The sequence below is a fragment of the Streptomyces sp. SID12488 genome, assembly GCF_010548275.1.
In the GTDB taxonomy this organism is placed as follows: domain Bacteria; phylum Actinomycetota; class Actinomycetes; order Streptomycetales; family Streptomycetaceae; genus Streptomyces.
Genome location: NZ_JAAGLT010000026.1, coordinates 37,280 through 63,737 on the forward strand (window position 1 = coordinate 37,280; position 26,458 = coordinate 63,737).

Annotated in this window: 19 protein-coding genes; 6 read left to right on the forward strand and 13 right to left on the reverse strand. The window is 70.5% G+C overall.

Features of this window, described 5'->3' with window-relative positions:
• The first annotated feature begins 25 nt into the window (after window positions 1-25).
• Window positions 26-841, forward strand: a complete 816-nt coding sequence (locus G3I56_RS31385; protein ID WP_164414888.1) for an SAM-dependent methyltransferase — start codon at window positions 26-28, stop codon at window positions 839-841.
• Window positions 842-867: 26 nt separating this feature from the next.
• Here the strand turns inward: G3I56_RS31385 and G3I56_RS31390 are convergent, their stop codons facing one another.
• Both G3I56_RS31390 and G3I56_RS31395 read right to left on the reverse strand, forming a co-directional pair.
• Complete coding sequence (locus tag G3I56_RS31390; protein WP_164414890.1) at window positions 868-2,370, reverse strand: CAP domain-containing protein; 1,503 nt, start codon at window positions 2,368-2,370, stop codon at window positions 868-870.
• A gap of 111 nt (window positions 2,371-2,481) precedes the next feature.
• Window positions 2,482-4,611 carry an alpha-galactosidase gene (locus tag G3I56_RS31395; RefSeq protein WP_164414892.1) on the reverse strand — a complete coding sequence of 710 codons (2,130 nt, stop codon included), beginning with the start codon at window positions 4,609-4,611 and terminating at the stop codon, window positions 2,482-2,484.
• 177 nt (window positions 4,612-4,788) lie between these two features.
• Between G3I56_RS31395 and G3I56_RS31400 the strand changes: the two genes are divergently transcribed.
• Window positions 4,789-5,961 (forward strand): ROK family transcriptional regulator, encoded by a 1,173-nt coding sequence (locus tag G3I56_RS31400; protein ID WP_164414894.1) that lies wholly within the window; start codon window positions 4,789-4,791, stop codon window positions 5,959-5,961.
• A 36-nt stretch (window positions 5,962-5,997) separates the two neighbouring features.
• On the opposite strand, the gene G3I56_RS31405 is transcribed toward G3I56_RS31400, so the two are convergent.
• From G3I56_RS31405 to G3I56_RS31430, 6 genes are all read right to left on the reverse strand, one after another.
• Window positions 5,998-8,997: a helix-turn-helix transcriptional regulator gene (locus G3I56_RS31405; RefSeq protein ID WP_164414896.1), complete on the reverse strand. Its 3,000-nt coding sequence runs from the start codon at window positions 8,995-8,997 to the stop codon at window positions 5,998-6,000.
• Between the two features lie 46 nt (window positions 8,998-9,043).
• The gene (locus tag G3I56_RS31410; RefSeq protein WP_164414898.1) at window positions 9,044-9,394 is read right to left on the reverse strand and encodes a UBP-type zinc finger domain-containing protein; all 351 of its coding nucleotides are present in this window, start codon (window positions 9,392-9,394) and stop codon (window positions 9,044-9,046) included.
• The gene (locus G3I56_RS31415) at window positions 9,391-10,878 is read right to left on the reverse strand and encodes an ATP-binding protein (protein ID WP_164414900.1); all 1,488 of its coding nucleotides are present in this window, start codon (window positions 10,876-10,878) and stop codon (window positions 9,391-9,393) included. The genes G3I56_RS31410 and G3I56_RS31415 overlap by 4 nt, the downstream gene beginning before the upstream one ends.
• Window positions 10,875-12,548, reverse strand: a complete 1,674-nt coding sequence (locus G3I56_RS31420) for an FAD-dependent oxidoreductase (RefSeq protein WP_164414902.1) — start codon at window positions 12,546-12,548, stop codon at window positions 10,875-10,877. Before G3I56_RS31420 ends, G3I56_RS31415 begins: the two co-directional genes overlap by 4 nt.
• Window positions 12,524-12,805 carry a hypothetical protein gene (locus tag G3I56_RS43350; RefSeq protein ID WP_203691081.1) on the reverse strand — a complete coding sequence of 94 codons (282 nt, stop codon included), beginning with the start codon at window positions 12,803-12,805 and terminating at the stop codon, window positions 12,524-12,526. The genes G3I56_RS31420 and G3I56_RS43350 overlap by 25 nt, the downstream gene beginning before the upstream one ends.
• Before the next feature lie 467 nt (window positions 12,806-13,272).
• A protein-coding gene (locus G3I56_RS31430) for an IS5 family transposase (protein ID WP_239135220.1) occupies window positions 13,273-14,051 on the reverse strand; the annotation gives its coding sequence in 2 pieces (ribosomal slippage) (window positions 13,273-13,733 and window positions 13,733-14,051; 780 coding nt in all).
• 196 nt (window positions 14,052-14,247) lie between these two features.
• On the opposite strand from G3I56_RS31430, the gene G3I56_RS31435 reads away from it, so the two are divergent.
• The gene (locus tag G3I56_RS31435; protein WP_164414904.1) at window positions 14,248-15,216 is read left to right on the forward strand and encodes a reverse transcriptase domain-containing protein; all 969 of its coding nucleotides are present in this window, start codon (window positions 14,248-14,250) and stop codon (window positions 15,214-15,216) included.
• A 33-nt stretch (window positions 15,217-15,249) separates the two neighbouring features.
• Here the strand turns inward: G3I56_RS31435 and G3I56_RS31440 are convergent, their stop codons facing one another.
• Window positions 15,250-16,197, reverse strand: a complete 948-nt coding sequence (locus tag G3I56_RS31440) for a hypothetical protein (RefSeq protein WP_164414906.1) — start codon at window positions 16,195-16,197, stop codon at window positions 15,250-15,252.
• Between the two features lie 2 nt (window positions 16,198-16,199).
• Complete coding sequence (locus G3I56_RS31445) at window positions 16,200-16,607, reverse strand: hypothetical protein (protein ID WP_164414908.1); 408 nt, start codon at window positions 16,605-16,607, stop codon at window positions 16,200-16,202.
• A gap of 162 nt (window positions 16,608-16,769) precedes the next feature.
• On the opposite strand from G3I56_RS31445, the gene G3I56_RS31450 reads away from it, so the two are divergent.
• Entirely contained in the window at window positions 16,770-20,954 is a 4,185-nt protein-coding gene (locus G3I56_RS31450) for a CHAT domain-containing protein (protein WP_164414910.1), read from the forward strand.
• A 7-nt stretch (window positions 20,955-20,961) separates the two neighbouring features.
• On the forward strand, window positions 20,962-21,303 hold the full coding sequence (locus G3I56_RS31455; RefSeq protein ID WP_164414912.1) for a hypothetical protein: 342 nt from the start codon (window positions 20,962-20,964) through the stop codon (window positions 21,301-21,303).
• 103 nt (window positions 21,304-21,406) lie between these two features.
• Here G3I56_RS31455 and G3I56_RS31460 read toward each other — a convergent pair whose 3' ends face one another.
• Both G3I56_RS31460 and G3I56_RS31465 read right to left on the reverse strand, forming a co-directional pair.
• Window positions 21,407-22,072: a hypothetical protein gene (locus G3I56_RS31460; protein WP_164414914.1), complete on the reverse strand. Its 666-nt coding sequence runs from the start codon at window positions 22,070-22,072 to the stop codon at window positions 21,407-21,409.
• A 180-nt stretch (window positions 22,073-22,252) separates the two neighbouring features.
• On the reverse strand, window positions 22,253-23,233 hold the full coding sequence (locus G3I56_RS31465; RefSeq protein ID WP_164414917.1) for a helix-turn-helix domain-containing protein: 981 nt from the start codon (window positions 23,231-23,233) through the stop codon (window positions 22,253-22,255).
• Between the two features lie 1,221 nt (window positions 23,234-24,454).
• Between G3I56_RS31465 and G3I56_RS31470 the strand changes: the two genes are divergently transcribed.
• Window positions 24,455-25,303: a serine protease gene (locus tag G3I56_RS31470; RefSeq protein ID WP_164414919.1), complete on the forward strand. Its 849-nt coding sequence runs from the start codon at window positions 24,455-24,457 to the stop codon at window positions 25,301-25,303.
• A 567-nt stretch (window positions 25,304-25,870) separates the two neighbouring features.
• Here the strand turns inward: G3I56_RS31470 and G3I56_RS31475 are convergent.
• Window positions 25,871-26,416, reverse strand: coding sequence for a DinB family protein (locus G3I56_RS31475; protein WP_203691082.1), 546 nt, complete (start codon window positions 26,414-26,416; stop codon window positions 25,871-25,873).
• Window positions 26,417-26,458 lie beyond the last annotated feature (42 nt).

Sequence of the window (26,458 nt, forward strand, 5' to 3'; positions counted from 1 at the left end):
CGGTTCCCCACAAGGAGGTTGCCCGGTGACGCAGGACTCGTCCGCCCCCGGCGCACGGACACCGGAGAAGATCGACACGACGGTGCCGCACTCGGCCCGGATCTGGAACTACTGGCTCGGCGGCAGGGACAACTACCCGGTCGACCACGAGGCGGGCGACGCCTTCCGGGAGATCTTCCCCGGCATCACCGACCTCGCCGGCGACTCCCGCGCCTTCCTGGGCCGCACCGTGCGGCAGTTGGCCGGAGACGCCGGGATCCGGCAGTTCCTCGACATCGGCACCGGCCTGCCCACGGCGGACAACACCCACGAGATCGCCCAGCGGGTGACCCCCGACGCCCGCATCGTCTACGTCGACAACGACCCCCTCGTCCTGACCCACGCCGAGGCCCTGCTCACCAGCTCCCCCGAGGGCGTGACCGACTACGTCGACGCCGACCTCCACGACCCCGACGCCGTCCTGAGGGAAGCGGCGCGGACCCTGGACCTCGGTCGGCCGGTCGCCCTCACACTGATGCAGGTCAGCGGGCACATCGCCGACTACGACGAGGCGCGGGCCATCGTCCGCGCGCTGATGGACGCTCTGCCGCCGGGCAGCTTCCTCGCCTTCAACGACAGCGTGGACACCAACAAGGCCAACGCCGAGGCCACCCGCCTCTACAACGAGAGCGGGGCGGCCCCCTATTGCCTGAGGAGCCCCCGGCAACTCGCCGGATTCTTCGAGGGTCTGGAGCTGCTGGCCCCCGGTGTCGTCCCCATCACGGACTGGCGCCCCGATCCCGGTACGGCCGCCGCGACCGGCGAGGTGATCGCCCTGGGCGGCGTCGCCCGCAAGCCGTAGCGGGCGGGGACCGCCGGAAGGGGCGGTCAGGCGCCGAAGAGCTGGGTCCAGTACGTGCCCGCCTTGCCGCCGCTCGCGAAACCGATACCTATGTGCGTGAACTCCCGCTTGAGGATGTTGGCACGGTGTCCGGGGCTGTTCATCCAGCCCTCCACGACCTCGGCGGTGGAGCGCTGCCCGCACGCGATGTTCTCGCCGATCGTCCGCCGCGTGGACCCCGCGGCGGCGGCCCGGTCCCACGGCTGGCTGCCGTCGGGCCCGGTGTGCGAGTAGAACGCGCGGACCACCATGTCCGTACTGTGCGCCTGCGCGGCACGGGTGAGCAGGGCGTCGGTGGCCAGCGGCGGCAGCCCGGCGCGGGCCCGCTCCCGGTTGGTGAGGTCCGTGACCTCGGCGGCTGTCCGTGCCAGGTCTCCGGGCATGAGGGGCCGGGCCCAGAGGGCGGTCCAGTACGTGTCGCCCGTGCGGGACCCGGTGACGTACGCCAGGCCGACCTGGGTGAACGCCAGGTCGTGCAGGGTGCGGCGGGCCTGCTCGGTGCGCAGACAGTAGTCGAGGAACTCCTCGGGCGTACGCGGACCGGAGACCAGGTGCTCGCCGACGGTCAGATACGTGTACCCGGTGGCAGTGACGCGCTGGTGGACGGAGGTGCCGTCCCGGCTCTCGGTGCCCAGGCGGCCGGCCGAGGCCATGTCGGCGGCGTGTGCCTGAGCGGCGGCGCAGAGCCGCGCGTCGAGGGAGACGGGCGGCGAACCGGCAGTGGCCCGGGCGGAGTTGACGAGGGTGAGGAAGCCTTCGGCGGGCCCGACCAGGGACACCGACCCCGAACCCGGCCACGCTCCGGCGGCAGACGCGGCGGCCGGGGACACCGACCCGGCAGTGCTGGCCGCCTGCGGGGTGCCCGTTGACCGGGACCGGCGCGAAGCCGCCACCTCCGACAGCCGAGAGGCCGCGCCCGACAACCGGGAAGCGGCGTCGGACCAGCGTGACGGCGTAGTGAGGGACGGCGAGGTGGACCCTGCCGAGGTCGAAGCCGAGGCCCCGGAGGCGTCGTCCGCGACATCCACCCCGAAGTCCCGGGCCAGGCCCGCCAGCCCGTCCGCGTACCCCTGGCCCAGCGCGCGCAGCTTCCAGTCCGCGCCCCGCCGGTACAGCTCCGCCAGCAGCAGTACTGTCTCCCGCTGCGGGCGGGGTGGCGTGAACCGGGCGAGCGGGCGGCCTCCGGGGCCGGTGACGTGGAGTGTGGGCGCGGGCAGCCGGCCCAGCGCCGTACCGGGGTCGGCGGCGCTGACGACCACCGTCACGCGGGTGGCGCCGGGGCGCAGGCCCGCCGGGTCGACGGTGAGGGTGTCACCGTGCAGCCTGGCTCCCGGTGCCGTCGGCTGGTTGTAGAACACGAAGTCCGTGTCACCGTCGACCTTGCCGCTGTCGCCCGTCACGAGCGCGCTCACGTCGAAGGGGCCCGGCACCCGGAGTGTGAGGGTGCCGCCCGGAAGGGGCGTGTTGCCCCCGGGGACCAACTCGCTCATCGTGCCTGCCCTGGGGTCGTCGTTCGTGCCCCATGGGGCGTTGCCCCTGTAACGCCCGGCCAGGGCGCCGCGGTTCCCCGGCCGACGACAGCCGACCGGGGAACAGGTCGACTACGCCTCCTGTACGCGCTCCAGGTGCACAGCCGAGCTGGACCAGTCGCCGGGCGCGAGATCGAGCCGCAACCCGTACTCGCTCAGCACGTTCGCGTGGTGGACGGCACCCGTGCGCGCGTCCCGGTACCGGGCGCCGGGCGTCAGACCCCGCAGCCGCACCGGAATCCGCGGGAGACCGTGCCGGGGGCCGTACCGGAAGCCCAGCACCAGGGCCTCGGCCGCGCCCTCGCCGACGTACTGCACGACCGTCGGCTCCTCCCCGAGAGGCCCCGACAGCCGGTACAGCTCGCCGTGCTGCACCAGATGCCGCACCTTCTTGTACTCGGCGACCAGGGCCGCGCCCTCCGCGAGCTCCTCCTCGGACCAGCGCGTCAGGTCACCGCCGATGCCGAGCAGCCCGCACATCGCCGCGTGGAAACGGAACCGCAGCGGCACCGAACGCGCCGTGAGCTGGTTGGGCACGTCGGTCACCCACGCCGACATGGCACGCGCCGGATACACCTGCCCGAAGCCGTGCTGGATCACCAGCCGGTCCACGGCGTCCGTGTTGTCGGACGTCCACGCCTGGTCAGTACGGGAGAGGATGCCGAGGTCGACCCGGCCGCCGCCACCGCTGCACGTCTCCACCCGCAGCCCCGGATGGTCGTCCCGCAGCCGGTCGATGACGCCGTACAGGTTCGCCACGTACCGCGTCCACAGCCGGTCGTTGCCGTCCCGCTGCCCCGGCCAGCCCGACTCGCCGAAGGCGCGGTTCATGTCCCACTTGAGGAAGTCGACCCCGTGGTCCCCGACCAGCCGGGTCAGCCAGCCGTACGCCCAGTCCGCCACCTCGTCCCGCGCGAAGTTCAGGACGAGCTGGTTGCGCATCTCGGTGCGGGCCCGGCCGGGAACGTGCAGCACCCAGTCGGGGTGCTCGCGGTACAGGGTGCTGTCGGGATTGACCATCTCCGGCTCGACCCAGATCCCGAACCGCATCCCGAGCCGGTGCACGGAGTCGGCCAGCGGCCCGAGACCGTCGGGGAAGCGTTCCGGAGTCGGTGTCCAGTCGCCCAGCCCCGCGCGGTCGCTGCGCCGCGCCCCGAACCAGCCGTCGTCGACGACATACAGTTCCACCCCGAGCAGGGCGGCCCGCTCGGCCAGCGCTTTCTGGCTCGCCTCGTCGACGTCGAAGCCGGTGGCCTCCCACGAGTTGTAGAGCACCGGCGCCAACTCCCGTGCCCGGGGCAGCACATGGGTCGTGGTGTACGTGTGCCAGGCACGGCTCGCAGCCCCGAACCCGCCGTCCGTGCACAGCCCGGCGAACACCGGCGTGGTGAACTCCTCGCCCGGCGCGAGCGGAACGCTCGTCCCCTCATGGCCCACGCCTCCGGTGAACCCGGCCAGCCCGTCGGGGGTGCGCTGGGCCGTGATGCGCCAACTCCCGCTCCAGGCAAGGGCCGCGCTCCACACCCGGCCGTGCTCCTCCGTGGCCTCGCCCGCGTCGAGCATCACCCACGGGTTGGCGTGATGGCTGGTGATACCGCGTCGGCTGGTCAGCACCGTCTCGCCGAACGGCAGTGTGTCGCGCCGCAGTTGACTCTCGGCCGACCACTGGCCGGTGACATGGCTGAGCCGGTAGTCACGCAGCGGCGGCAGCGTCCAGGCGGCGGAGTCGGCGCGCAGCAGGTCGACGTGCTCGTCACCTGCGTTGCGCACCACGGTCCGGCGCTCGACGACATCCGTGTCGGCGCGGACCGTGTAGTGCAGCGCGACGTCGAGGGGATAGACGCGGTCGCGGAACTCCAGCACCAACTCGCTCACCCCGGACGCCGGTTCGAGGATCCGGTGGCCGGTCGGCACCCACTCGAAGCCGCGGGAGGAGTCCGCGTACCTCACCTGGAGGGAGGGCGGGCCGTAGCGGGTGCCGCCGTCGACGGGGAGTTCCTCGCCGACCGGGGGCCGGCCCTCGAAGCTGCTCGTCATGTCCTGCGCCGAGGCTACGAGCGCGCCCGCCTCCGCCAGGGTCAGCCGCGGCCCCCACGCGAGATGACACGGCGCGCCGGTCTCGTCGATCCGCAGCGCGTACGACGTGCGCGGTGTGGTCAGCAGCCAGACCCCGGTGTCCGGGGAGTGGGAGATCAGCGGCATGGTGCCTCACGTTCGTGGAACTGGCGTTGCCCGGCGAAGCGAGCGAGACCATGGATCATGTGTCAACGGGATGCCTGTGTCGGCGTTTCGCAAGTCTAGATGCCCGTGCGTAGATGGTTCATCTCATCGGTGCTTCTTTCATTGACAGGGGAAAATAAGCGATCTAGGTTCCGGGCCATGCCCTCGACCTTCCGTGCCGAGGTGTTTCCGGCCCACACGCCGGCCGCCTCGCAGATCTTCACCACGGTCCTGTCCCACGGCCCCCTCACCCGCGCCGACGCGGCCCGCCGCACGGGGCTGTCCGCCGCCGCCGTCACGAAGGCGGTCCGTCCGCTGATCGACGCCGGCTACCTGGTCGAGGACGCGGATGCCGGGACCCACCCTGGGCTGGGGCGCCCCGCGAACCTTGTCCGCGTCGACGGCGGCCGGGCGATGTTCATCGGCATCAAGATCACCGGCGATGAGATCTTCGGTGTGCTCACCGACCTGTGCTGCCGCGTCCGGGTCGCCCGGGACATACCGCTGAGCGACCGGGCCCCCAGGGCGGTGCTGGCCTCGGTCGCCGAGCTGGCGCGGGAGCTGCTCACCGAGGCGGACGGCTTCGGGGTACCGGTACTGGGCTGTGGCATCGCCGTCGCCGGAGAGGTCGACCACGCCGAGGGCGCCGTACGGTATTCGCCGTTCCTGGGGTGGCGTGACGTGCCGCTCGCCGAACTCGCCGCCATGACCACGGGGCTGCCCGTCACGGTCGACAACGACGTGCGCGCGCTCACCGTCGCCGAGCAGTGGTTCGGCGCCGGGGTGGGGCTGTCCGACTTCGCCGTGGTGACCGTCGGCGCGGGCATCGGCTGCGGCCTGGTGGTCCACGGGCGCGTGGTCGCGGGGGTGCACGGGGTGGCCGGCGAGATCGGGCACGTCGTCGTCGATCCGGCGGGCCCGCCCTGTCACTGTGGCCGGCGCGGCTGCCTGCAGGCGTTCGCGGGGGACGCGGAGATCGTCGCCCGGGTCCGGGAGGCCACGGACACCGCGATCACCGACAACGCCGAGGCCGTCGCCCTGGCCCACGCGGGCCATCCCGGAGCGCGGGAGGTGTACGCGCGGGCCGGTGAGGCGATCGGGCGGGGCATCGCCACCGTGGCCAACCTGCTCGGCCCCGAGCGCGTGATCATCTCCGGTGAGGGGCTGGCCGCGTACGACCTGTTCGCCGGGCAGATCCGCGACGCGTTCACCGCCACCGCCTTCGGCTCCGCCGCCCGCTGCGACCTGGTGATCCGGCCGCTGCCCTTCGAGGAGTGGGCGCGCGGGGCGGCGGCGACGGCGATCCGGTCCTTCATCAGGGCGGATCAGTAGCCGGAAGGCCCGTCAGGTCAGGTCAGGACTTCGAGGTCAGCGTGCCTCCGGCTTCGGCTCCGCCGCGGTCGCCGCCTTCGAGGCCGCCGGGATCAACCCCTCCCGGTAGGCGACCGCCACCGCCTCCCCGCGGCTCGCGGCGCCCAGCTTCGCCAGAATGTTGGAGACGTGGACGCTGGCCGTCTTGCCGCTGATGAACAGTTCCTCGCCGATCTGACGGTTGCTGCGGCCGAGGGCGAGCAGCCGCAGGACGTCCTCCTCGCGGGCGGTGAGGGGCGGGGAGGCGGCCCCGGGACCATCGGTGGGGGAGGGTTCCGTGAGCCGCCCGCGGCGGATCAGGGCGTCCACCTCCTTGAGCAGGGGTGCGGCGCCCAGACGTACCGCCGTCTCGCGGGCTGCGCGGGCCTGTGCGACCGCCTCCTCACGGCGGTCGTCGGCCAGCAGGGCCTCGGCGAACCGCCTTCTGCAGCGCGCCTGTTCGTAGACCTCGCCGAAGCCGAACGCCGTGACCGCCCGCTCCCAGGCCTCGGCTTCGGGACCGCCCGTAGCCCGTGCCCACTCCGCCTCGGCACGGGCCAGCCAGGCCAGCCCCTCCGGGCCCTGCGGGGCGCCGTCGCGGCCGTTCGTGGCCCGGCCCCGGGCCAGCTCCAGCAGCTCGGTCGCCGTGTCCGTCCAGCGCAACGTCCCCGCCTCGTCGCCGGACCGGCGCAGTTGGACGGCCGTGTCGGCGACGGCGGCCAGAGCGAGCGCGGCGAGCCGGACCGCGACCTCCGGGAGCGACCCGGCGTCGTCGGTGAGCGCCTTCACCGTGCCGTGCACGCGCTCCACGGCCGCCTCCGGGTCCCCCGCCAGGGCGGCGGCGTCCGTGAGCACGATGCCCGCGACCAGCGTGGCCATCCAGTCGAACGGGCCGTCGAGGAGAGCCCGGGCGCGGTCGGCGGCGCTCAGGTCACCGCGTGCCAGTGCCACGTACAGCGAAGGCCCCGCCACGAAACCGGCAGCCGCGGGAAGCACCTCGGCGTCGGCCGCCGCCGCGCGGGCGCACTCGTCCCAACGGCCGAGCGTGTACAGCACCACGGACTGCAGGTAGCGCATTTCCAGGGGATAGGGCGAGGAGAGGAGACCGGCGCGGCGGGCCCGGTCCAGGCCCTCGGAGAGCCACGGCAGGCTCTCCTCCAGGAGACCGGACTCGAAGCAGCCGATCGCGAGATTGAACAGTGCCCGCATCTCCACCGGCGAACAGCCCGCCCGCCGGGCCAGTTCACGGGCCTCCCGGAGCTTCTCGCGGCCCTCGGGAGTGCGACGGCCCCCTGCTTCGAGAGCGGCCACGGAGATCATGAGGTCGGCCTGCGCGTCGGTGGCCTGCAGTTCCTCGGTGACGGAGAGGGCCTGCCGGGCGACCCGCAGCGCGGTGTCGTTGTCGCCCATCTGCCGTGCCGCCATGACATGGGTGGCCGCCGCCCACACCCAGGTCCGCGACGGAGGCTCGGCCGGGATCAGGGCGAGCGCCTCGCTGCTGTACGCGAACGCCGCCGACAGATGGTCGATGCTCATCAGGTTGTCGGCGAGCGTGTAGCGGACGCGGGCCGCCAGCTCGGCGTCCGTGTCCTGGCCGACTCCGGCGAGCGCCGCCCGGGTGAGAGACACCGCGCGATGCGAGTCACCGGCGTGCGCCGCCGCGGCGGACGCCCGCAGCATCAGCGTCACCGTGTCCAGGCCCTCACCCGTGGGACGGGCGCCCGCCTCCACCGCGGGCCAGATGTCGAGGGCGGCCTCCAGGTGCCGTAGCTCCTCCGCGGGCGCGCCGACGCGGTGGGCGTGGTCGGCGGCCTCCAGCGACGCAGTGAGCGCCTCGGCCAGGTCGTGGCTCTCCCGGTAGTGGTGGGCGCGCTCCGCCGCACTCTCGGCGGGGCGGCCCCGCCCGGCCAGCAGCCGCGCGAACGACCCGTGCATCCGCGACCGTTCACCCGGCAGCAGATCGGCGTAGACGGCCTCACGGGCGAGCGCGTGCCGGAAGGAGTACGTGTCGCCCTCACCGGGGACGAGGAGCTGCCGTCCGACCGCCTCGCGCAGCGCCGACTCCAGCTCGTCCTGAGGCAGCCGGACGGCGTCGCTCAGCAGCTCGTGCTCGACGCGCCGCCCGGCGACCGCGGCCGTACGCAGCACCTGCTGGGCCGTGTCGGACAGTTGCTCGAAGCGGATGAGGAGAACGTCGGCGAGCCCGCTGGGTACGCCGCCGGACTCCGCGTCGGTGGCCGCGAGCAGCTCCTCCGCGTAGAACGCGTTGCCCTCGGCACGCTCGACGATCCGCCGCACGGTCGTGTCGGGCAGCGGACCCTCGCCCAGGGCGCGCACCAGCCGGGCCACCTCGGCGTCGGCCATCGGCCGCAGCTCCAGCCGCTCCACGGCGGGCAGCCGCACCAGCTCCGCGAGGAGCGGGCGCAGCGGATGGCGGCGATGGAGGTCGTCCGCGCGGTATGACGCGAACACCGCGAGCCGGTGGCCGGGCGCGCCGCCCGTGGGCCCCTGGAGCACACCCCGGCTGAGGAGGAACCGCAGCAGATCGCGGGAGGACTGGTCGGCCCAGTGCAGGTCCTCCAGGACGAGCAGCAGCGGAGCGACCTCGGTGACGGCGGCCAGCAGCCCGGCCATCCCCTCGAACAGCCGCAGCCGCCCGCCGGCGTCCCGCTCCCCGTCCTCCGCGCCACCGCCGAGCAACCGCCCGACCACGGGATGCGCGGCGAACGCCCCGGTGAACCGCTCGTCGGCCGCCAGCACCCCCAGGATCTCGGTGAACGGCAGATAGGGCAGACCGACGTCACCGAGATCGACACAGTGCCCCGTGAGCACGGTCATCCCGCTGGCGGAGGCCCGCCCGGCGGCCTCCGCCAGCACCCGCGTCTTGCCCACCCCGGCGTCCCCGGCGATGAGCACGGCACGGGCCTCGCGGAGACGGGCGCGATCCAGCACACCGGCGAGACGGGTCAGCTCGTCGTCCCGGCCGATGAGTGGAGTGTTGTACAGGTTCTGCGGCACAGACGAATCCTGACACGCGCCACTGACAGCCCTGGTCGGCCAGGTCTCAGCGCAGCGTCTCCGCCCAGTTCGCCGGGACGCGTCCCGCCGGTCCCGGGGTGGGCTGGTCGGCCGGGTGGCTGGTCGGGGGAGCGAGCGGCGGCCCGTCCTCGAACACCTCGGACGTCTCGAAGTTCCAGAACCAGGCCTCGCCCGGCTCGTAACTGCGGATCACCGGATGGCCGGTGTCCCGGAAGTGGGCGGTGGCGTGCTTCGAGGGCGAGTCGTCGCAGCAGCCGATGTGGCCGCACTGGGCGCAGCGCCGCAGATGGAACCACCAGCCGCCGGCGGCGTCGCACTCGACGCATCCGGCACCGCTGGGCGGGACGCTGGGGTCGATTCCGGTGTCCTTGGTCATGACGGCTCCTGAGCCGGGTCGGAGGCCCCGGCTGTGTCGGTATCGGGGTCGGGGTCGGCGGCGGTGAGGGGGAGCAGCACCTGGAAGCGGGTGTCGCCGGGCACCGACTCCACCTTCAGGTCGCCGTGGTGCTTGTTGACGACGATCCGCCAGGAGATGTCGAGCCCCAGCCCCGTGCCCTCGCCCACCGGCTTGGTGGTGAAGAACGGGTCGAAGATGCGGCCCTTGATCTCCGCCGGCACCCCGGGGCCCGTGTCGCGGAACTCCACCAGCAGCCGGTCGTGCACCGCAGCCGTCCGCACGGTCAACGTCCCGTCCCCGCCCGCGCTGTCGATGGCGGAGACCGCGTTGTCGATCAGGTTGGTCCACACCTGGTTCAGTTCGGCGGGATAGGCCGGGATCCTCGGCAGCGAACGGTCGTAGTCCTTCACGACCTTGACGCGCGATCCCATCTTTCCCGAGAGCATCAGCAGCGTGCTGTCGAGGAGTTCGTGCACGTCGGCGACCTGGTAGGGGGCCCGGTCCAGCTGCGAGTACTGCTTGGCGGCGTCGACGAGGTGCGAGATGCGCGCGGTCGAGTCCTCGATCTCGGACATCAACAGCTCGGTCTCGACCGTGTAGTTGAGCCAGCCGATGGCAGCCTGGAGGATCTCCTCGTCGACGGCCGCCGCGACCTGCTCCAGCCAGTCGACGTCGAGGCCGCCCTGGACGAAGGTCGGCGCGATCTGCCAGCCGCCCTGGATGCCGTGGTCGTCGAGCCAGTCGGCGACCTCGTCCTCCCGGTCGGACGCCTCCAGCGGGCTCAGCGCCTGCGCCTTGGCGACCCGCTCGGCCGTCCGCTCCTGGATGGCGACCAGCGACTTCAGGGCATCGCGATGGTAAGGCCCCGAGGCGATGATCCCGAGCTTCTGCCGCATATGGGCCACCCGGTCGCGCAACGACGACGTGGCCCGTACGGCCGCGGCGGCCGGGTTGTTGAGCTCATGGGTCAGCCCGGCGGACAACGAGCCCAGCGCGAGCAGCCGTTCACGCTGCCCGATGGCCCGCTGCGCTGTCTGCGTACCGAAGAACAGCCCCTCCAGGAGGTGGACCGCCATCGGGAACCACTCCTGCATGATGGCCGCGAAGGTCTCGCTGGGCAGCACGAAGAACCGCGTCGGCTCGGTGACACGCATCGAGCTCTTGTACTTCTGCGGCGTCCCTTCCTTGAGGTACGCCTGCATCGCTCCCATGTAGACCCCGGGCTGGGACGTGCGGTTCACCTCGACGTCGTCGGCGCCGACCCGGCGCGACATGACGAGCGTGCCCTCGATCATCACGTAGAAGCAGGTGGCCGGGTCACCCTCGGTGAACACCGGTCCCGGGTCGAAGAGTTCGACCCGGCCCTCGCAGCACAGCCTGCCGAGCTGTTCGGCGGTCAGCTTCTCGAACAGGAACAGCGCCCCGATCTCCGCCGGGCTGCACGGCATCAGCCGGCCGCTCACGACTGCTCCAGATACCGGTGTACGAGCATCACGGCCATGGCTCCCTCTCCGACGGCGGACGCGACCCGCTTGGCGGACTCCGCGCGCGCGTCCCCGGCGACGAACACGCCGGGGATGTTGGTCTCCAGGTGGTACGGCGGCCGGTCCAGCTCCCAGTCCGCCGGTGGGCGCCCGTCGGCGGTCAGATCGGGCCCGGCGAGGATGAAGCCGCGTTCGTCGCGCAGCACTGTGCCGTCCAGCCAGTCGGTCAGCGGGGCCGCGCCGATGAACACGAACAGCCACTGCGCGTCGACCAGTTCGGTCTGCCCGCTCGCCGTGTCGCGCAACGTCAGCTGCTCCAGGTGTTCGCCGCCGTGCGCGGACTCGACGACCGTGCCGGCCCGCACCGAGATGTTCGGCGACTCGGCGATCTGCTGGATCAGGTAGTGCGACATCGACGCCGTGAGATCCGCTCCGCGCACCAGCAGCGTGACCGACTTGGCGCCCCTGGACAGGTACATCGCTGCCTGCCCGGCCGAGTTGGCGCCGCCGACGATGTACACGTCGTGGCCCTGGCAGCCGGCGGCCTCGGTCAGGGCCGACCCGTAGAACACCCCGCAGCCCGACAGCTCGGTGGCGCCAGGCGCCTCCAGCTGCCGGTACGACACACCGGTCGCGAGGATCACGCTGTGCGCGGCGATCGTCGACCCGTCCGAGAACCGCACGAGCCGTGCCGCGCCGCTCACCTCCAGGCCGGTCACCTCGCGCGCGGAGAGGATCTCGGCGCCGAACTTCGTGGCCTGGCGCCGTGCCCGGTCGGTGAGCTGGGCGCCGGACACCCCGTCCGGGAAGCCCAGGTAGTTCTCGATCCGCGAACTCTGTCCGGCCTGACCGCCGGTCGCCGACCGCTCCACCAGTACCGTCCGCAGCCCCTCGGAGGCCCCGTACACGGCGGCGCCAAGACCGGCCGGCCCGCCGCCGATGACGACGAGGTCGTAGAAGTCGGCCGTGGGCGTCGTCGCCAGCCCCACCCGCGCGGCCAGCTCAGGCACCTCCGGCTCGACGAGCGCGGTACCGTCCGCCGTGATCACCACCGGCAGCCGCTGCCCGTCCTGACCGCAGGCCGCGAGCAGCCGCTGCCCCTCGGGTTCCTCGGTGGAGTACCAGCGGTACGGCACCTGGTTGCGGGCCAGGAACTCCCGTACGTCCGACGAGCGGGCCGACCACCGGTGACCGACCACCTTGGTGCTCGGCACCGGCCGGAAGTCACTGCACCGCCAGGCCTCCAGGAGATCGTCGAGCACCGGATAGAGCTTCTCCTCCGGCGGATCCCATGGCTTGAGGAGGTAGTGGTCGAGGTCGACGACGTTGATCGCGTCGATCGCCGCGTTGGTGTCCGCGTACGCGGTGAGCAGCACGCGCCGGGCGCCCGGATAGACGTCCAGGGCCTGTTCGAGGAACTCGATGCCGTTCATCTGCGGCATCCGGTAGTCGGCCAGGATCACCGCCACCAGATCACCGCGCAGCTTCAGCTCCCGCAGCGCGTCCAGCGCGGACTCGCCGGACTCCGCGCGCACGATGCGGTACGACTCGCCGTAGCGCCGCCGCAGGTCACGGGCGACGGCCCGGGACACCCCGGGGTCGTCGTCCACGGTCATGATTACACCTACGGTAGACCTCTCAGGTGCCATAGAACGACCGTACGTGACGGGGAGGGGCCACGGCGACGGCAACGGCGATCCGGGCAGCACGTGAGTACCTGCGGGTAGGCGACCACCGGAGCCACCAGCGCCCCTGACCCAACCACCGCGCCGAAGGCGAGCTTGACCAGGTCGAACAGGGTCGACGCGCTGAGCTGCCGCTCGGGCTCGAGGGATCGGGCGCCCAGCAGGTCCCAGCTGATGAAGAAGGCCGCGGCGGCTCCGGCTTTGGCGGCGGTGAAGGTCATCGCGAGGGGAGTGCCGACCGGCCACAGGCGAGAGGGCGGACCTGGCAGCTGCTGCGGTGATCGGGAGTGCTCCTTCGGCAGCCGGCCATGCCGGCGTGAGAGTTGCCTCCTCCCAGCTCGTGAGCGGCTACGTCTGCCACAGGAACCACCCCGCACCGGGCAGTACGAGCAGGGCAAGAAGTCCGAACGTCCGTACCGTCCGGACTTCCCTGAGGTACCACCGTTGAGGTTGCCGCTGTGCACCCCCGTCGCTCTGCAATGAAGGCCACCGCAGGGACTCTGTTCGGATGCTGCTCCAACGGTGATCGCTGCGCCAAATCCCCCTCCGGACAGGCAGAGTCACGTGAGCGCAAAGATCGTCCACTCCAGCCACCCCACAACGGCCCCCGTCATCGCCAGCGTGACGTGCTTTGTGCAAGGGACGCGGCCTCGATAGCGACAGTTCGTCCGAACAGCCTTTAGAGGTCCTAACAAAGGCGTTGGACGTGTCGGTGGGTGATGAGGCAGGTGGCGAGGCCGAGGAAGGCTTCGTGGATATCGTTGCGTCGCTCCCAGCGGATCCGCAGGCGGCGGAAACCGTGCAGCCAGGCGATCGTGCGCTCTACCACCCAACGGAAGATGCCCAGGCCAGAGCCGTGTTCCTCGCCTCGTCTGGCGATGGCTGGGCGGATGCCGCGCTGCCAGAGCAGGCGCCGGTACTTGTCGTGGTCGTGGCCGCGGTCGGCGAGGAGTGCGTCGGGCCGGCGTCTGGGCCTCCCGACGACGCCGGCCACGGCAGGGACCTTGTCCAGCAGCGGCAGCAACAACTGCGTGACGTCGTTGCGGTTGCCGCCGGTCAGCGACACCGCGAGTGGGATCCCCTGCCCGTCGGTGAGGATGTGGTGCTTGCTGCCCGGCCGTGCACGGTCGACCGGGCTGGGCCCGCTTTTGGGCCGCGCCGAGCGGCCCGCACATGGGAAGAGTCGATCACCGCCCGCGACCAGTCCAACTTCCCCGCGGCCCGCAGCTTCTTCAGCAGCACCAGGTGCAGTTCGTCCCACACGCCGGCCTCGTTCCACGCGGCCAGGCGCCGCCAGCACGTCATCCCCGACCCGAAGCCCAACTCCTGCGGCAGGTACTCCCACTGGATGCCCGTATGCAGCACGAACAAGATCCCGCACAGCGCCTGCCGGTCCGGCACCCGCGGCCGACCCACCACCAGCTTCGGCCCCGGTCCCGGCAGCAACGGCTCGATGAGCGACCACAGTTCATCCAACGTGGGAACCGTCCGGTGTCGTCCTCGCCCCGTGCAGCCAGCACGGCGGAAGGACAGGCGCGTCGTCTGCTGTTGGCGCCGGACGGGGCGGAGGCTCCGTAGTAGTCGGAGGCCGGGAAAGCCGGCCGCATGGCCAAGGGAGCCAGCAAGTCAGTAGTGGAAGTGCTGGAAGACCGGGAGGACACTGGTGAATACGAGTGATCTGCCGCTCGGCTCGTTCCGGGGCGAGCGGCGGGTACTGGAGATCCAGACCAAGCTGCACCGTTGGGCGAATGACGATCCTCATCGTCGGTTCGACGATCTTTACAACCTCGTCTGTGATCCCGCGTTCCTGGCCATGGCCTGGGAGCGGGTCGCGGGGAACAAGGGCGCACGCTCGGCCGGAGTCGACGGGATGACCGCCGCCTTCGTCCGGGAACGGATCGGCGAGGTTCAGTTCCTCGCCGAGCTGCGGGAGCAGTTGAAGTCCCGCAGTTTCCGTCCGGTGCCGGTCAGGGAACGGATGATCCCCAAGCCGGGGTCGCGCAAGCGGCGGCGTCTTGGGATTCCTCCTGTGGCCGACCGGGTGGTCCAGGCGGCCTTGAAGCTGGTGCTGGAGCCGATTTTCGAGGCGGACTTTGCGCCGTGCTCGTACGGCTTCCGCCCCAACCGGCGGGCTCATGACGCGATGGCCGAGACACGTTTTCTGGCATCCAAGACATACGGATGGGTGCTGGAGGGCGACATTGCGGCCTGCTTCGACGAGATCTCGCACTCGGCCCTGATGGACCGGGTTCGGGCTCGGATCGGAGACAAGCGCGTGCTCGCGCTGGTGAAGGCGTTCTTGAAGGCGGGCATCCTCACCGAGGCTGGCACCTCCAAGGAGACCGTCACCGGCACCCCACAAGGCGGGATTCTCTCGCCATTGCTGAGCAATGTGGCCCTCTCGGTCCTGGACGAGTACTTCGTCAAGGCTCCCGGCGGGGCGCAGTCCACGACGAAGCAACGGTGGACACGACGCCAGAAGGGGCTGCCCAACAAACGGCTCCACCTCAGCCGGAAAGAGGCCGCCGAGCCCGCCGTGCTCAGCCGTATCCCAAGGCGGTACGGACCGGCCCGTTCGGGTTCGGCACGGACGAGACAGCCGCTGTGGCGTCTGCGTCGGACGGTGAAATGACCGGTCGGGCTGGGGTGCCGGGGTGACGCTTCGTTATCCAGTGGCGGGCGGGGGCGGGGGCGGGGTGGGTGTCAGGTGGTGGGTGAGGGTGTCGCCGGTTTCGGGGGTGAGGGGGCTGGTGGGGTCGAGGCCGAGGTGGCCGGCGAGGTCGCGGGTGTGGAGGCGGGTGGTGGCTTCCAGGAGGAGCGCGTAGGTGTCGGTGGCGGTGCGGGTGCGCGCCCAGCCGGTGAGGGTGAGCGTGGCGGTGATGAGTGCGGCGGGCCACCACCAGGCGGCGAGGGGCAGGTAGAGCAGGGCCCAGGCGGTCAGGGTGGTGGCGCGGGTGAGGTTCTGACGTGCGGTGGTGATCTGGGTCCGGGTCTCCTCGGGGAGGATCAGCCACAGGTGCGGCCAGAGGGTGGCCAGGTCGAGGTGGTAATCGCGCTCCAGGCGGACGGCTACCGCGTTGAGGCGGTCCCCGCTCCAGGTGGGGCGTCCGGGTTCCTCGGGTGCGATGCGGGTCATAGCGCGTTCGGCGTCATGCCGCCTGGCGGGGTCGGTTCGTTGACCGTCGTGGGCCAGGGCTTGGGCGTCCTGTTCGCGGCACTGGTGCCACGTGAGGGCGGCGAGTGTCCAGCGGTCGTGGCGTCGGGTGATTTGCCTGGCGGCAAGCTGGCGGAGTGGGGGTGGCCAGGCGGCACAGTCGGCGGCTAGAACGAGCCGTTCTGCCAGAGAGCCGAGGGCTTGCACGGTCAGTCCCGCGGCGGCAGCAGCAGCCAGTATCGCGGCCAGCAGCACCACTTGGCCGCCGGCCGTGCTCGTGGCCGGGTGGTTGGCCCAGGTGGTGATCCGGTGGGTGAGGCGGGGCAGGTCGAAGGGGTGGGTGTGGCCGAGGGTGTGTGTGGTAGCGGCGACGGCGAGGTAGAGGGCGCCGGGCAGGACCAGCAGGGACAGCCACCGCTCGGCGAGTTTGGTGCCCAGCTGGGACAGCAGTCCGCCCACCGTTACAGCCGTTCCCGGCGCAGCATGGTGCTGCTGATCGCGCAGTGCGGCACTGGGACGGCGGCCAGCGGCAACCAGTAGCGGGCACACCGGCCTGCCGGGCACAGATACACCAGTTCGGTACGGGCAGTGCTGATCCCGGCCGGCCGCAGACCGCGGTTGGTGCCCGCGTGGTCGGTGTAGCCGTCCAGCCCCAGGGGGTCGCCGCCCGCCTGCAGGACGGCGTGCAGCACGGCGAGCGTGCCCACTACGTCCCCGCCGTCCTGTACGGCGGCCAGCACCTGCTCCACCTGGTCCTCGTCCCCGCCCGGCCCGCCCCGCAGATCCGCGCGGATCTCCTTCAGATGCGCGCACACTGCGGCCAGCCTCCGTGCCCCGTCCGGCGCTGCAGCCTCCTCCCCGTCGGCCATGGGTTTTCCTCTCTCTGCCTGCTCTCGTCACCGGTCTGTACCCGGCCAACTACGCTGGTGCGACGTAGACTTGGCCGACATCACGAGAGTACGCGCGGCTTTCCCCCCCGCGACTCCAGGGTGAGCATGCCACGGGGTGCGCGACGGACATCGGGGGCTGGAGTGCTTGAGGAACGGCTGGCCGCGGTGTGGGTCCGGCTTTCGCGGATCGCTGACACCGGCGATCCTTCCGTCGCGCTCGAACGCCAGGCCCTCACCGAGGCACGACAGCTCACCGAACTCCTCCACGCCAACAGTGACGACTTAACAGTCCGGTACGCGCTCGGCTGGCTCCACTTCCACCGGTACATAGCGATCCCGGACAGCCAAGGAGGTGCGGACCTGGTCGCCGCGGTGGAAGCCTTCACCCCCTGCTTCATAGCCGGCGCCAGCGGTCTGCCCGAACCCCTCCTGCCGCGGCTCGCCAACACCGCAGCACCGCGAGCCTTCACCCTGCTCCAGCGGGCACTCGACTCAACCGACCCGGACCTGCTCTCCGCAGCCGTGGGCCTGTGGCAGCGCATCGTCCGCGTCACGCCCGCCGACCACCCCAACCGAGCGGCGAACCTGACCATCCTCGGGGGCGCGCTGCGGGACCGGTTCGAGCGGGCTGGGGATCTGTCGGACCTGGACCAGGCCATCACCAACGGACAGGAAGCCGTACGCGCCACGCCCGCCGACCACCCCAACCGAGCCATGTACCTGAACAACCTCGGGGGCGCGCTGCGGGACCGGTTCGAGCGGGCTGGGGATCTGTCGGACCTGGACCAGGCCATCACCATCCGACAGGAAGCCGTACACGCCACGCCCGCCGACAATCCCAGCCGAGGCATGTACCTGAACAACCTCGGGGGCGCGCTGCAGGCCCGGTTCGAGCGGACCGGGAACCAGACGGACGTGGACCAGGCCATCGACCGTTTCCAGGCCGCGGTCCGCGCCACGTCCGACGACGATCCTGACCGAGTGCGGTTTCTGTCCAACCTGGGGGGCGCGCTGCGGGTCCGGTTCGGGCGGAGTGGGGATCTGTCGGACCTGGATCAGGCCATCTCCAACGGTCAGGAAGCTGTCCGCGTCACGCCCGCCGACCACCCTGACCGAGGCATGCGCCTGTCCAACCTCGGGGCCGCGTTGCAGGTCCGGTTCGGGCGCAGTGGGGATCTGTCGGACCTGGATCAGGCCATCTCCAACGGTCAGGAAGCTGTCCGCGTCACGCCCGCCGACCATCCCAACCGAGGCATGTACCTGTCCAACCTCGGGGGCTCGCTGCAGACCCGGTTCGAGCGGACCGGGGATCTGTCGGACCTGGACCAAGCCATCACCATTGGTCAGGGAGCCGTACGCGTCACGCCCGCCGACCACCCTGACCGAGGCATGTACCTGTCCAACCTCGGGGGCTCGCTGCAGACCCGGTTCAGGCGGACCGGGAACCAGACGGACCTGGACCAGGCCATCTCCAACGGTCAGGAAGCCGTCCGCGCCACGCCCGCCGACCACCGCAACCGAGCGGGGTACCTGTCCAACCTCGGATACGAGCTGCGGGTCCGGTTCGGGCGCAGTGGGGATCTGTCGGACCTGGATCAGGCCATCACCGCCGGTCGGGAAGCTGTCCGCGTCACGCCCGCCGACCATCCCAACCGAGGCATGTACCTGAACAACCTCGGGGGCGCGCTGCAGGACCGGTTCGAGCGGACCGGAGACCAGACGGACCTGGACCAGGCCATCTCCAACGGTCGGGAAGCTGTCCGCGCCACGCCCGTCGACCACCCCAGCCGAGCCATGTACCTGTCCAGCCTCGGAAACGAGCTGCGGGTCCGGTTCGAGCGGACCGGGGACCAGACGGACGTGGACCAGGCCATCTCCAACGGTCGGGAAGCTGTCCGCGCCATGCCCGTCGACCACCCCAACCGAGCGGGATACCTGTCCAACCTCGGAAACTCGCTGTTGGTCCGGTTCGGGCGGACCGGGGACCAGACGGACGTGGACCAGGCCATCGACCGTTTCCAGGAAGCGGTCCGCGCCACGCCCGCCGACCACCCCAGCCGAGCCATGTACCTGTCCAACCTCGGGATCACGCTGTTGGCCCGGTTCGGGCGGAGTGCGGATCTGGCGGACCTGGACCGGGCCGTCACCAACGGTCGGGAAGCTGTCCGCGCCACGCCCGTCGACCACCCCAGCCGAGCCATGTACCTGTCCAACCTCGGAAACGAGCTGCAGGTCCGGTTCGAGCGGAGTGCGGATCTGGCGGACCTGGACCAGGCCATCTCCAATAGTCAGGAAGCTGTCCGCGCCACGCCCGCCGACCACCCTGACCGAGCCATGTACCTGAACAACCTCGGATACGATCTGCAGGTCCGGTTCGGGCGGACCGGGAAGCAGACGGACCTGGACCAGGCCATCTCCAATAGTCAGGAAGCCGTCCGCGCCACGCCTGCCGACCACCCCAGCCGAGCGGGGTACCTGTCCAACCTCGGGGGCGCGCTGCAGGACCGGTTCGGGCGTACCGGGGACCAGACGGACCTGGACGCGGCGGTGTCCACTTTCGCCGAGGCGTGGGGTGTGGTTTCGGCGGCGCCTTCGGCCCGTATCCAGACAGCATGGGCGGTAGCCAGGCTCGTCGCACGGTCTGAGGCGGGGCGGGCGGCGGATGCGGCGGAGGCCGCGGTGCGGCTGCTGCCCGAGGTGGCTCCGCGCCAGCTGGGGCGGGGCGATCAACAGCATGCGCTCGGCGGTTTCGCCGGCCTGACCGGGGATGCCGCAGCGCTGGCTCTCGCTGATCCCCGCGGTACCCGGTCAGAACGCGCCACCCGCGCGCTGCGGCTGCTGGAGGCCGGGCGGGCAGTGCTGCTCAGCCAGGCACTGGACGCCCGCAGCGACCTCACCGACCTGAGTCGGCAGCGCCCCGACCTGGCCGCACGGTTCGTCCAGCTGCGCGACCAGCTCGACCAGCCCACCAGGACCACCGCCATCGCTGACGGAACCGGCGAGACGGACACCCCTATGGTGCGGCAGGACCGCGCCGTCGACGACCGGCACCGGCTGGCCCGCGACTTCGCCAGGACCCTGGCCGAGATCCGCAGCCTGGACGAGTTCACCTCCTTCGCCCTCCCACCCACCACCCAGGAACTTCTCACCCAGGCGGAGCAAGGCCCCGTCGTTGTGTTCAACATCAGCCGCTACCGCAGCGACGCCCTGCTGCTCGCCCGGGACGGCATCACCCACCTGGAGCTCCCCGAACTCACCGCCGACGCCGTGGCCGAGAAGACGGCCTCCTTCCAGCAGGCGCTGCGCACCACCACCGACACGAGCGCGGACAGATCCCAGCGGCTGCAGGCGCAGCGCGTCATCACCCAGGTCCTGCAATGGCTGTGGGACACCGCGGCCGGGCCCGTCCTGGACGCACTCGGCCACCAACGCCAGCGCCCGGCGGACGCCGACTGGCCGCAGGTGTGGTGGGCACCGGGCGGGTTACTGGGACTGCTGCCCCTGCACGCGGCCGGCTACCACACCGACCCCGCCGACGACCCGCACCGGCGCACCGTCCTGGACAGGGTGATCTCCTCCCACACCCCGACCGTCCGCGCCTTGCGTTACGCCCGTCGGCAGACCCGGGAACGCACCCTGCACCCGGATACGCCCGCTCAGGGGCTGGTCGTCGCGATGCCCACCACCCCTGGCCTCACCCGCCACGGCCGGCTGGACTACGCCGGCGCTGAAGCCGAGATGCTGCGCCGCCACCTGCCGCGCACCGTACTCCTGCGCGAACCCGACCCCGACGGCCCTCCTGCCGTCGCGCCGCTGAGCACTCCGACCAAAGCAGCCGTCCTGGGCCACCTGCCCCACTGCCCGATCGCCCACTTCGCCTGCCACGGCGCCAGCCACCCCACCGACCCCTCCCAGAGCCTGCTGCTGCTCCATGACCACGAAAGCGATCCCTTCACCGTCGCAAGCCTCATCCCCGTCCGTCTCGACCACGCCCAGCTGGCCTACTTGTCCGCCTGCCGCACCGCGGCCATTGACACAGTCGACCTCGCCGACGAGGCCATCCATCTGACCTCCGCGTTCCAGCTCGCCGGATTCCCCCACGTCGTCGGCACTCTGTGGGAGATCGACGACCAGATCGCCGTCACCGTCGCCGAGACCTTCTACACCCACCTGCGCACCCCTGACGGGACCATCGACACCAGCCGGGCAGCCCAGGCCCTGCACCAGGCCGTGCGCAGCGTACGCGACGGCCACGACCTGCCCGGCGGGCTCGACCGGACCCGGACCCCATTCCTCTGGGCCGCCTACCTCCACGCCGGCGCCTGACACGAATTTGCGTCGAGTAGGAGCAGGAGCGGAGCAGAGGGGGTCGGGTGTCACATACCTTGCCGCCGCGGCCGTCACCGTTCACCTGTCGGGCGACCACACGGTTCCCGAGACCACGATCTCGCTGCGGCACGGTGCTGCCGGGGGGACGGCCACGACTACCAACGGCGTTGCCGGCACCCGGCGTGGCAACGCCACAGCCTGGACGCCGTTCCTCGGTACCAGCCCGGCGGGGGACTGGCAGCTCAGCTTCGGCAGCGAAGCGAGCGCCCTGTTCGGTTCCGGCGTGCTCGACGACATCCTGCTCGTCCTGAGCTGGACCGGGCAGGGTCCTGCCTGGGCTCGCTAGGTGTATTGACCCGCGGCGTTCTTCGCGTGGCTGATGGACGGGTGCTGGCGGTCAAGGGGGCGCGGGCCTTGACCCAAGACCGGGTAGTTGGCGTTTTCGTAGGTCACGCAAGTGGTGCTGGGGGCCATGGTGTTGCGGCGTAGAGGCCGGGGCCGAGCTTGTGGATGAGCTGGCTGGCGGCCCAGCGGTTCAGTTGTCTGTACATGGTCTCCAGGGTGATGTCGCCGAAGTGGGCGGCGATTTCACGGGGCTGCCAGAGACGTGTGGGGTCTTCCTGGAGCAGGTCCAGGATGCGGTGTCGGCGCCGCGCGGCAGGGGTAGCGTGCTGGTCGTCCCGGGATGCCGTGGGCGGTGTGGGTGACTGATCCAGGGGTTCGAGGACGGTGACGTCGAGGCGGGTTACGGTGCGGCGGGTGTCGAGGCGGCCGTCGGCGTGGCGCTCGCTGTGGCGGGACATCGGTGATTTGACCTTGCGGTTGCTGACCCGTTCGCGCCGGGGCGGGAGCAGGCCGGTCAGGATCCGGCGGCCGATCGTCCCGGGGAGCGTGTCCCGATCGGTGTCCGCGGGGATGATGCCGGTGGCCTGGATCACCTGGTGGCGGGCGGTGTGGAGCGCGATGCTGAAACAGCAGCGGTCCGGGTCGGTGCCGGGGAGGGACTCGGCGGCATCGGCCATCACGGTGCGCAGGGCCTGGTAGAGCGTGAGCAGGGACCACATCTCCTGCTCGATGCCTACTGGGTCGCCCGAGCGCAGGTTGCGCCCGTTCATGATCGTGTGGCGGAGCGCGTAGTACGCCGATTCATGTTCCCATCGCGCTGGTGATAGAGGCCCACCAGCGCGGTGGCCGGGTACTGCCCGCATCTCACACGGCCGACGCTCCTTGGCGGGAGATCGCGCCCTCACGAGATTCACCGGTGGATCCGGGCTGAGTCTGCGGGCAGGGGCCCGTCATATCCATCCAAGACGAACGGCTTCGGCCCCGGCCTGGAATCGGCTCTGGGCGTTGAGTCGTTTCAGCAGATCCGCCATGAGGCGGCGGACCGTGCGGATCGAGACTCCTAACCTGCGGCCGATGACTTCGTCGGTGAGTCCCTCGGCAAGGTTCCTCAGCAGGGCCAAGTCGCGCTCGCTGGGGCCGTCCGAATGGGGTGTTGGAGTCCCACCGAGGGGAGTGGCCCGCTCCCAGGCCAGGTCGAAGAGGGCGTTGAAGGCCGTGACGATGCTCCCGACACGGATGACGAAAGCTTCCTCGCGACTGGCATCCGAATACACGGGAATGACCGCGGTGGCACGATCGTAGATGATCAGGCGCGTGGGGAGGGACGGGACGGTCCGCATCTGTCCGCCCTCCGAGGCGAGCCAGGCGGTGTACTCCATCATGGGTACCTGCTGGACGGTGTCCAGACAGAGCATCTGCACGCGCACGCCGCGCGCCAGGTTCTGCCTGTGGAGCGGCCGGGATACTTCCAACGCGGCCTCGCTCAAGGCGCGGCCGGGCATGAAGGCACGTACCTCCGATGTGGCCTGTTCCGACAGCTCTTGCAAGCGGATCCGTACGGCCTCCACGCCCTCGACGCGCTCCAGCCCTTCGGCGCCCGACTGAACCCGGAGCGAAGTGTACTCGGAGGTCAGTGTTGCAAGCGCGGCCTGCTCACGGGAGAGCCCGGCCCGACGTTCGTCCAGTTCGTCAGCCTCGATGCCCTGGAGTTTGGGCAGAAGGCTCAACTCGGGACTTGTTGTGATGAATGGCTGGGAGCCTGAGTTGCAGCGCAGGAGGGCGAGTTCGGTGAGGCAGTCGAGAGCGACGCTGACATCATCTTTCGAAAGGTCAAGATTTCGCTGTATGTCTAATATGTTCCAATTGGGGTGCAGGAGGAGTGCCCTGTAGACATCGCGATCACGTTCCCCCAGTCCGATACTCTCCAGCATTGTCCGGTGGTCTCCTTCGGCTGCCCTGATGCTGGACGGCTAGCTGTTTGATCACCGCGACGCGCGGATATCCCCGTGGCCGGGTGGCCGGAACCGCGGACGAGCGGTAGGCCGGACGCGAGAACTATCGACAATCCAACGGTGCGATCCTGTTTCCTTGGCTTGTGCGCAAAGAATCGTGGCCGCGTGAGCGGATGGCAGCCGTACCGCTCCGGCTCCATCCCCGGAACGTCTCCCAAGTGCTGGATTTCTTTGTCGCCGCGTACCCCCAAATCCAGTCAATTAACGGCTGGCGGAAGTCAGGGTTCCGCGGTTCGCCAGGGTTCCGGCGATTCGGATCGGCCGTGGGTGCAGGTCGGCGAGTGACCGGTGGGGGATGAGGCGGTGCCGTCGGGGCCGCAGGTGTGATGTAGGTCTCATCCAGGTGCCGCTTGCCGCCGCGCCGGGGTGTACGCCGGTGCGGGCCGCCCGCGTACGAGGGCTCGAACTATGCGGACCGCTGCCGGACCGTCCCGTACGGGACCATCACCCTGCGGGCGGAGTCAGCTCTCCGATCTCACGGGTGCGCGAGGAGTTCCGCGGTGGTCTGTCGGCGGCCGGGGGTGTGGTGGCCGTTCCGTGTCATGGCACCAGGCGGCCCGTTCGCTGCTCGTTGGGGCCGCCGATTACCGCCTACCGTTCAGCTGTGTGTTCCGGTCGAATGGTTTCGCGCTCTTTCCGGTCCGCGGAATCACCGAGTGCGTGCCGGCGGCAGGCGGATGTGGCGGCGATCGGCTGGCCCACAGTGAAAGAACTCGTTTGTGAGCGGACATCGTCCGTGCCGGGAATGGGTTCGCGACCTTTGAGGAAAGTGTGTGATGGGGAATCCGTGGCTACCGCTCGGGACTCATCCGGACGCCGAAATCAGGCTCTTGTGCCCGCCACACGCGGGTGAGCCGGAGCCACTATGTATGGCCAGGGAATTGGCGAAGGAATTCGACTCGCCAATCTTCTGCGGCACTTGGGAGGCATCCCGGAGAGGGTACTCGCCCTACCGGAGTTGCTCGCTCTGCTGCAGCCCGTACTGGCCGCGGATTTCTCGGTCAACGAGGACTGCTCACACACACCAACCCCCCTTTCGGTATTCCGGTCACCGCCTTCGTGGTGGCCGGCGACCCAGTGTACGGACGCAACCCTGATGAAGCCCTAGCTTCCCCCCTCAGCTCGGATGGAGACGCCCAAATGGTCCGACCTCTCGCCGGTACGCTCACGGCCTTCGCCGCCGTCGGTGGCGCGCTGCTCGCCACCCTCGGCGCAGCCCCGGAATCGGCCGCTGCGCCCGCCCCGGCCCCGGCCGTCAAGGCGGCGACCTTCGCCGGAACCGTCGCGCTCAACGACTGTTCGGGCTCCGTGGTCAGAATGCCGAACTCGGCCGACACCGACAAAGCGTTCGTCCTGTCCAACGGCCACTGCCTGGAGACCGGCTTCCCCGATGCGGGCAAGGTCATCGTCAACCAGGCCTCCACCCGCACCTTCACACTCCTCAACGCCTCGGGCGGCAGCCTTGGCCAGCTTCGGGCCACCAAGGTCGCCTACGCGACGATGACGGACACCGACATCTCGCTGTACGAACTCAGCTCGACCTACGCCCAGATCAAGTCGGCCTACGGGATCAGAGCCCTGAAGGTCTCGGCGGCCCACCCGGCCGCCGGCACCGCCATCGATGTGGTCTCCGGCTACTGGAAGCGCATCTACTCGTGCAACATCGACGCCTTTGTCCCACAGTTGCGTGAAGGCCAGTGGACCTGGAAGGACTCCGTTCGCTACACCGGCGCCTGCCATACCATCGGTGGCACCTCCGGTTCCCCGGTCCTGGACCGTGCGGGCAAGGTCATCGCCGTGAACAACACGATCAACGAGGACGGCGAACGCTGCACCGACAACAACCCGTGCGAGGTCGACGCCAACGGCAACGTCACGGTCCATGAGGGCATCGACTACGGCCAGCAGACCTACTGGATCCCCGGCTGTGTGGCCACCGGCAACAAGATCGACCTGAGGAAGGCCGGCTGCGCTCTCCCCAAGCCGTAGCGACCCTTGAGGTCTCTTCCTGTCCTGCCGGGCCCGGGCGGTCGCGCCGCCCCGACAAGGGGTTCCGGCACCCGGCGGAGATCATCTCCCACCGCGACCGCAAGGCCACCGCAGAACACCTCACGCATCCGCGAGGTCGGGAAGCTGATGCCCGCCCGTGGGGTTGTGGTCCCGCACGGGACAGTCCGGCAGCGGTGCGCCGCGTACGGGCCCGCGTACGCGGTCGGCCCGCGCCGGCGTACGCCCCGGGCCGCAGACACGTGACGCCCGGACGAAGCCATCACCAAGACCAACAGCGAGCGGCACTACCCGTGACGGGCCCTGGACCAGGACGGGAACGTCCCGGATGCCTCTGTGCAGAACAGGCCCGACACCGACCATGACGCCCGGACGATCCACCGCTTCACCGTCCGGAACGAGATCACCGGCCTGTGCGCCGCAGCCAGGCAAAGACCCCCTCACGCACCCCAACCCGTTCCGGGCGCACCCTCAGCACACACCGCGATCATCCAAGTTGGCAACGTCCGCAGAGATCGTGCCCGCCGACCGTCGCCGGCGCCGGTCGGATTACTGGCCCACCGCACCGTCAATGCCCTGTCGCAGGAAGTCGGCGTGGCCGTTGTGCCGACCGTACTCCTCCACCATGTGTATCAGTACCCACCGGAGGGTGACCGGGCCGCGCCAGGGGTCCGCGCCGGTCACATCGAGGTTGGCCGCCTCGGCAACGAAGCGTTCGGCGAAGTCGACCTCGTCCTGCCAGATGCGCCATGCGTCGGTGACGGCGTCGGGGGTGGGCGCGGCGTCGTCGAACGCCGAGTCGGGGTTGTCGTCCGTGCCGTAGTGCGCCACGGTCTCCTGCCCTGCCATCCACTCCCTGAACCACTTGCGTTCAACCTCGGCCGCATGCCTTACCAGTCCGAGCAGCGACAGACCCGAGAAGGCCACGGACCGTTGGGCCAGTGCGTCAGGGCCGAGCCCCGAGCACTTCAGTTTCAGCGTCTCGCGCTGCCAGCGCAGGAAGCCCGAGAGCATTGCCTTCTCGTCACCCTGGGTCGGCACATCGAACCGAGGATCATTTTCGGGAGGGACGAACAGGTCGGCAAACTTTTGCATGTGAGGAATCATCGTCCACTCCGGCTGCCCCCGCAATCATTT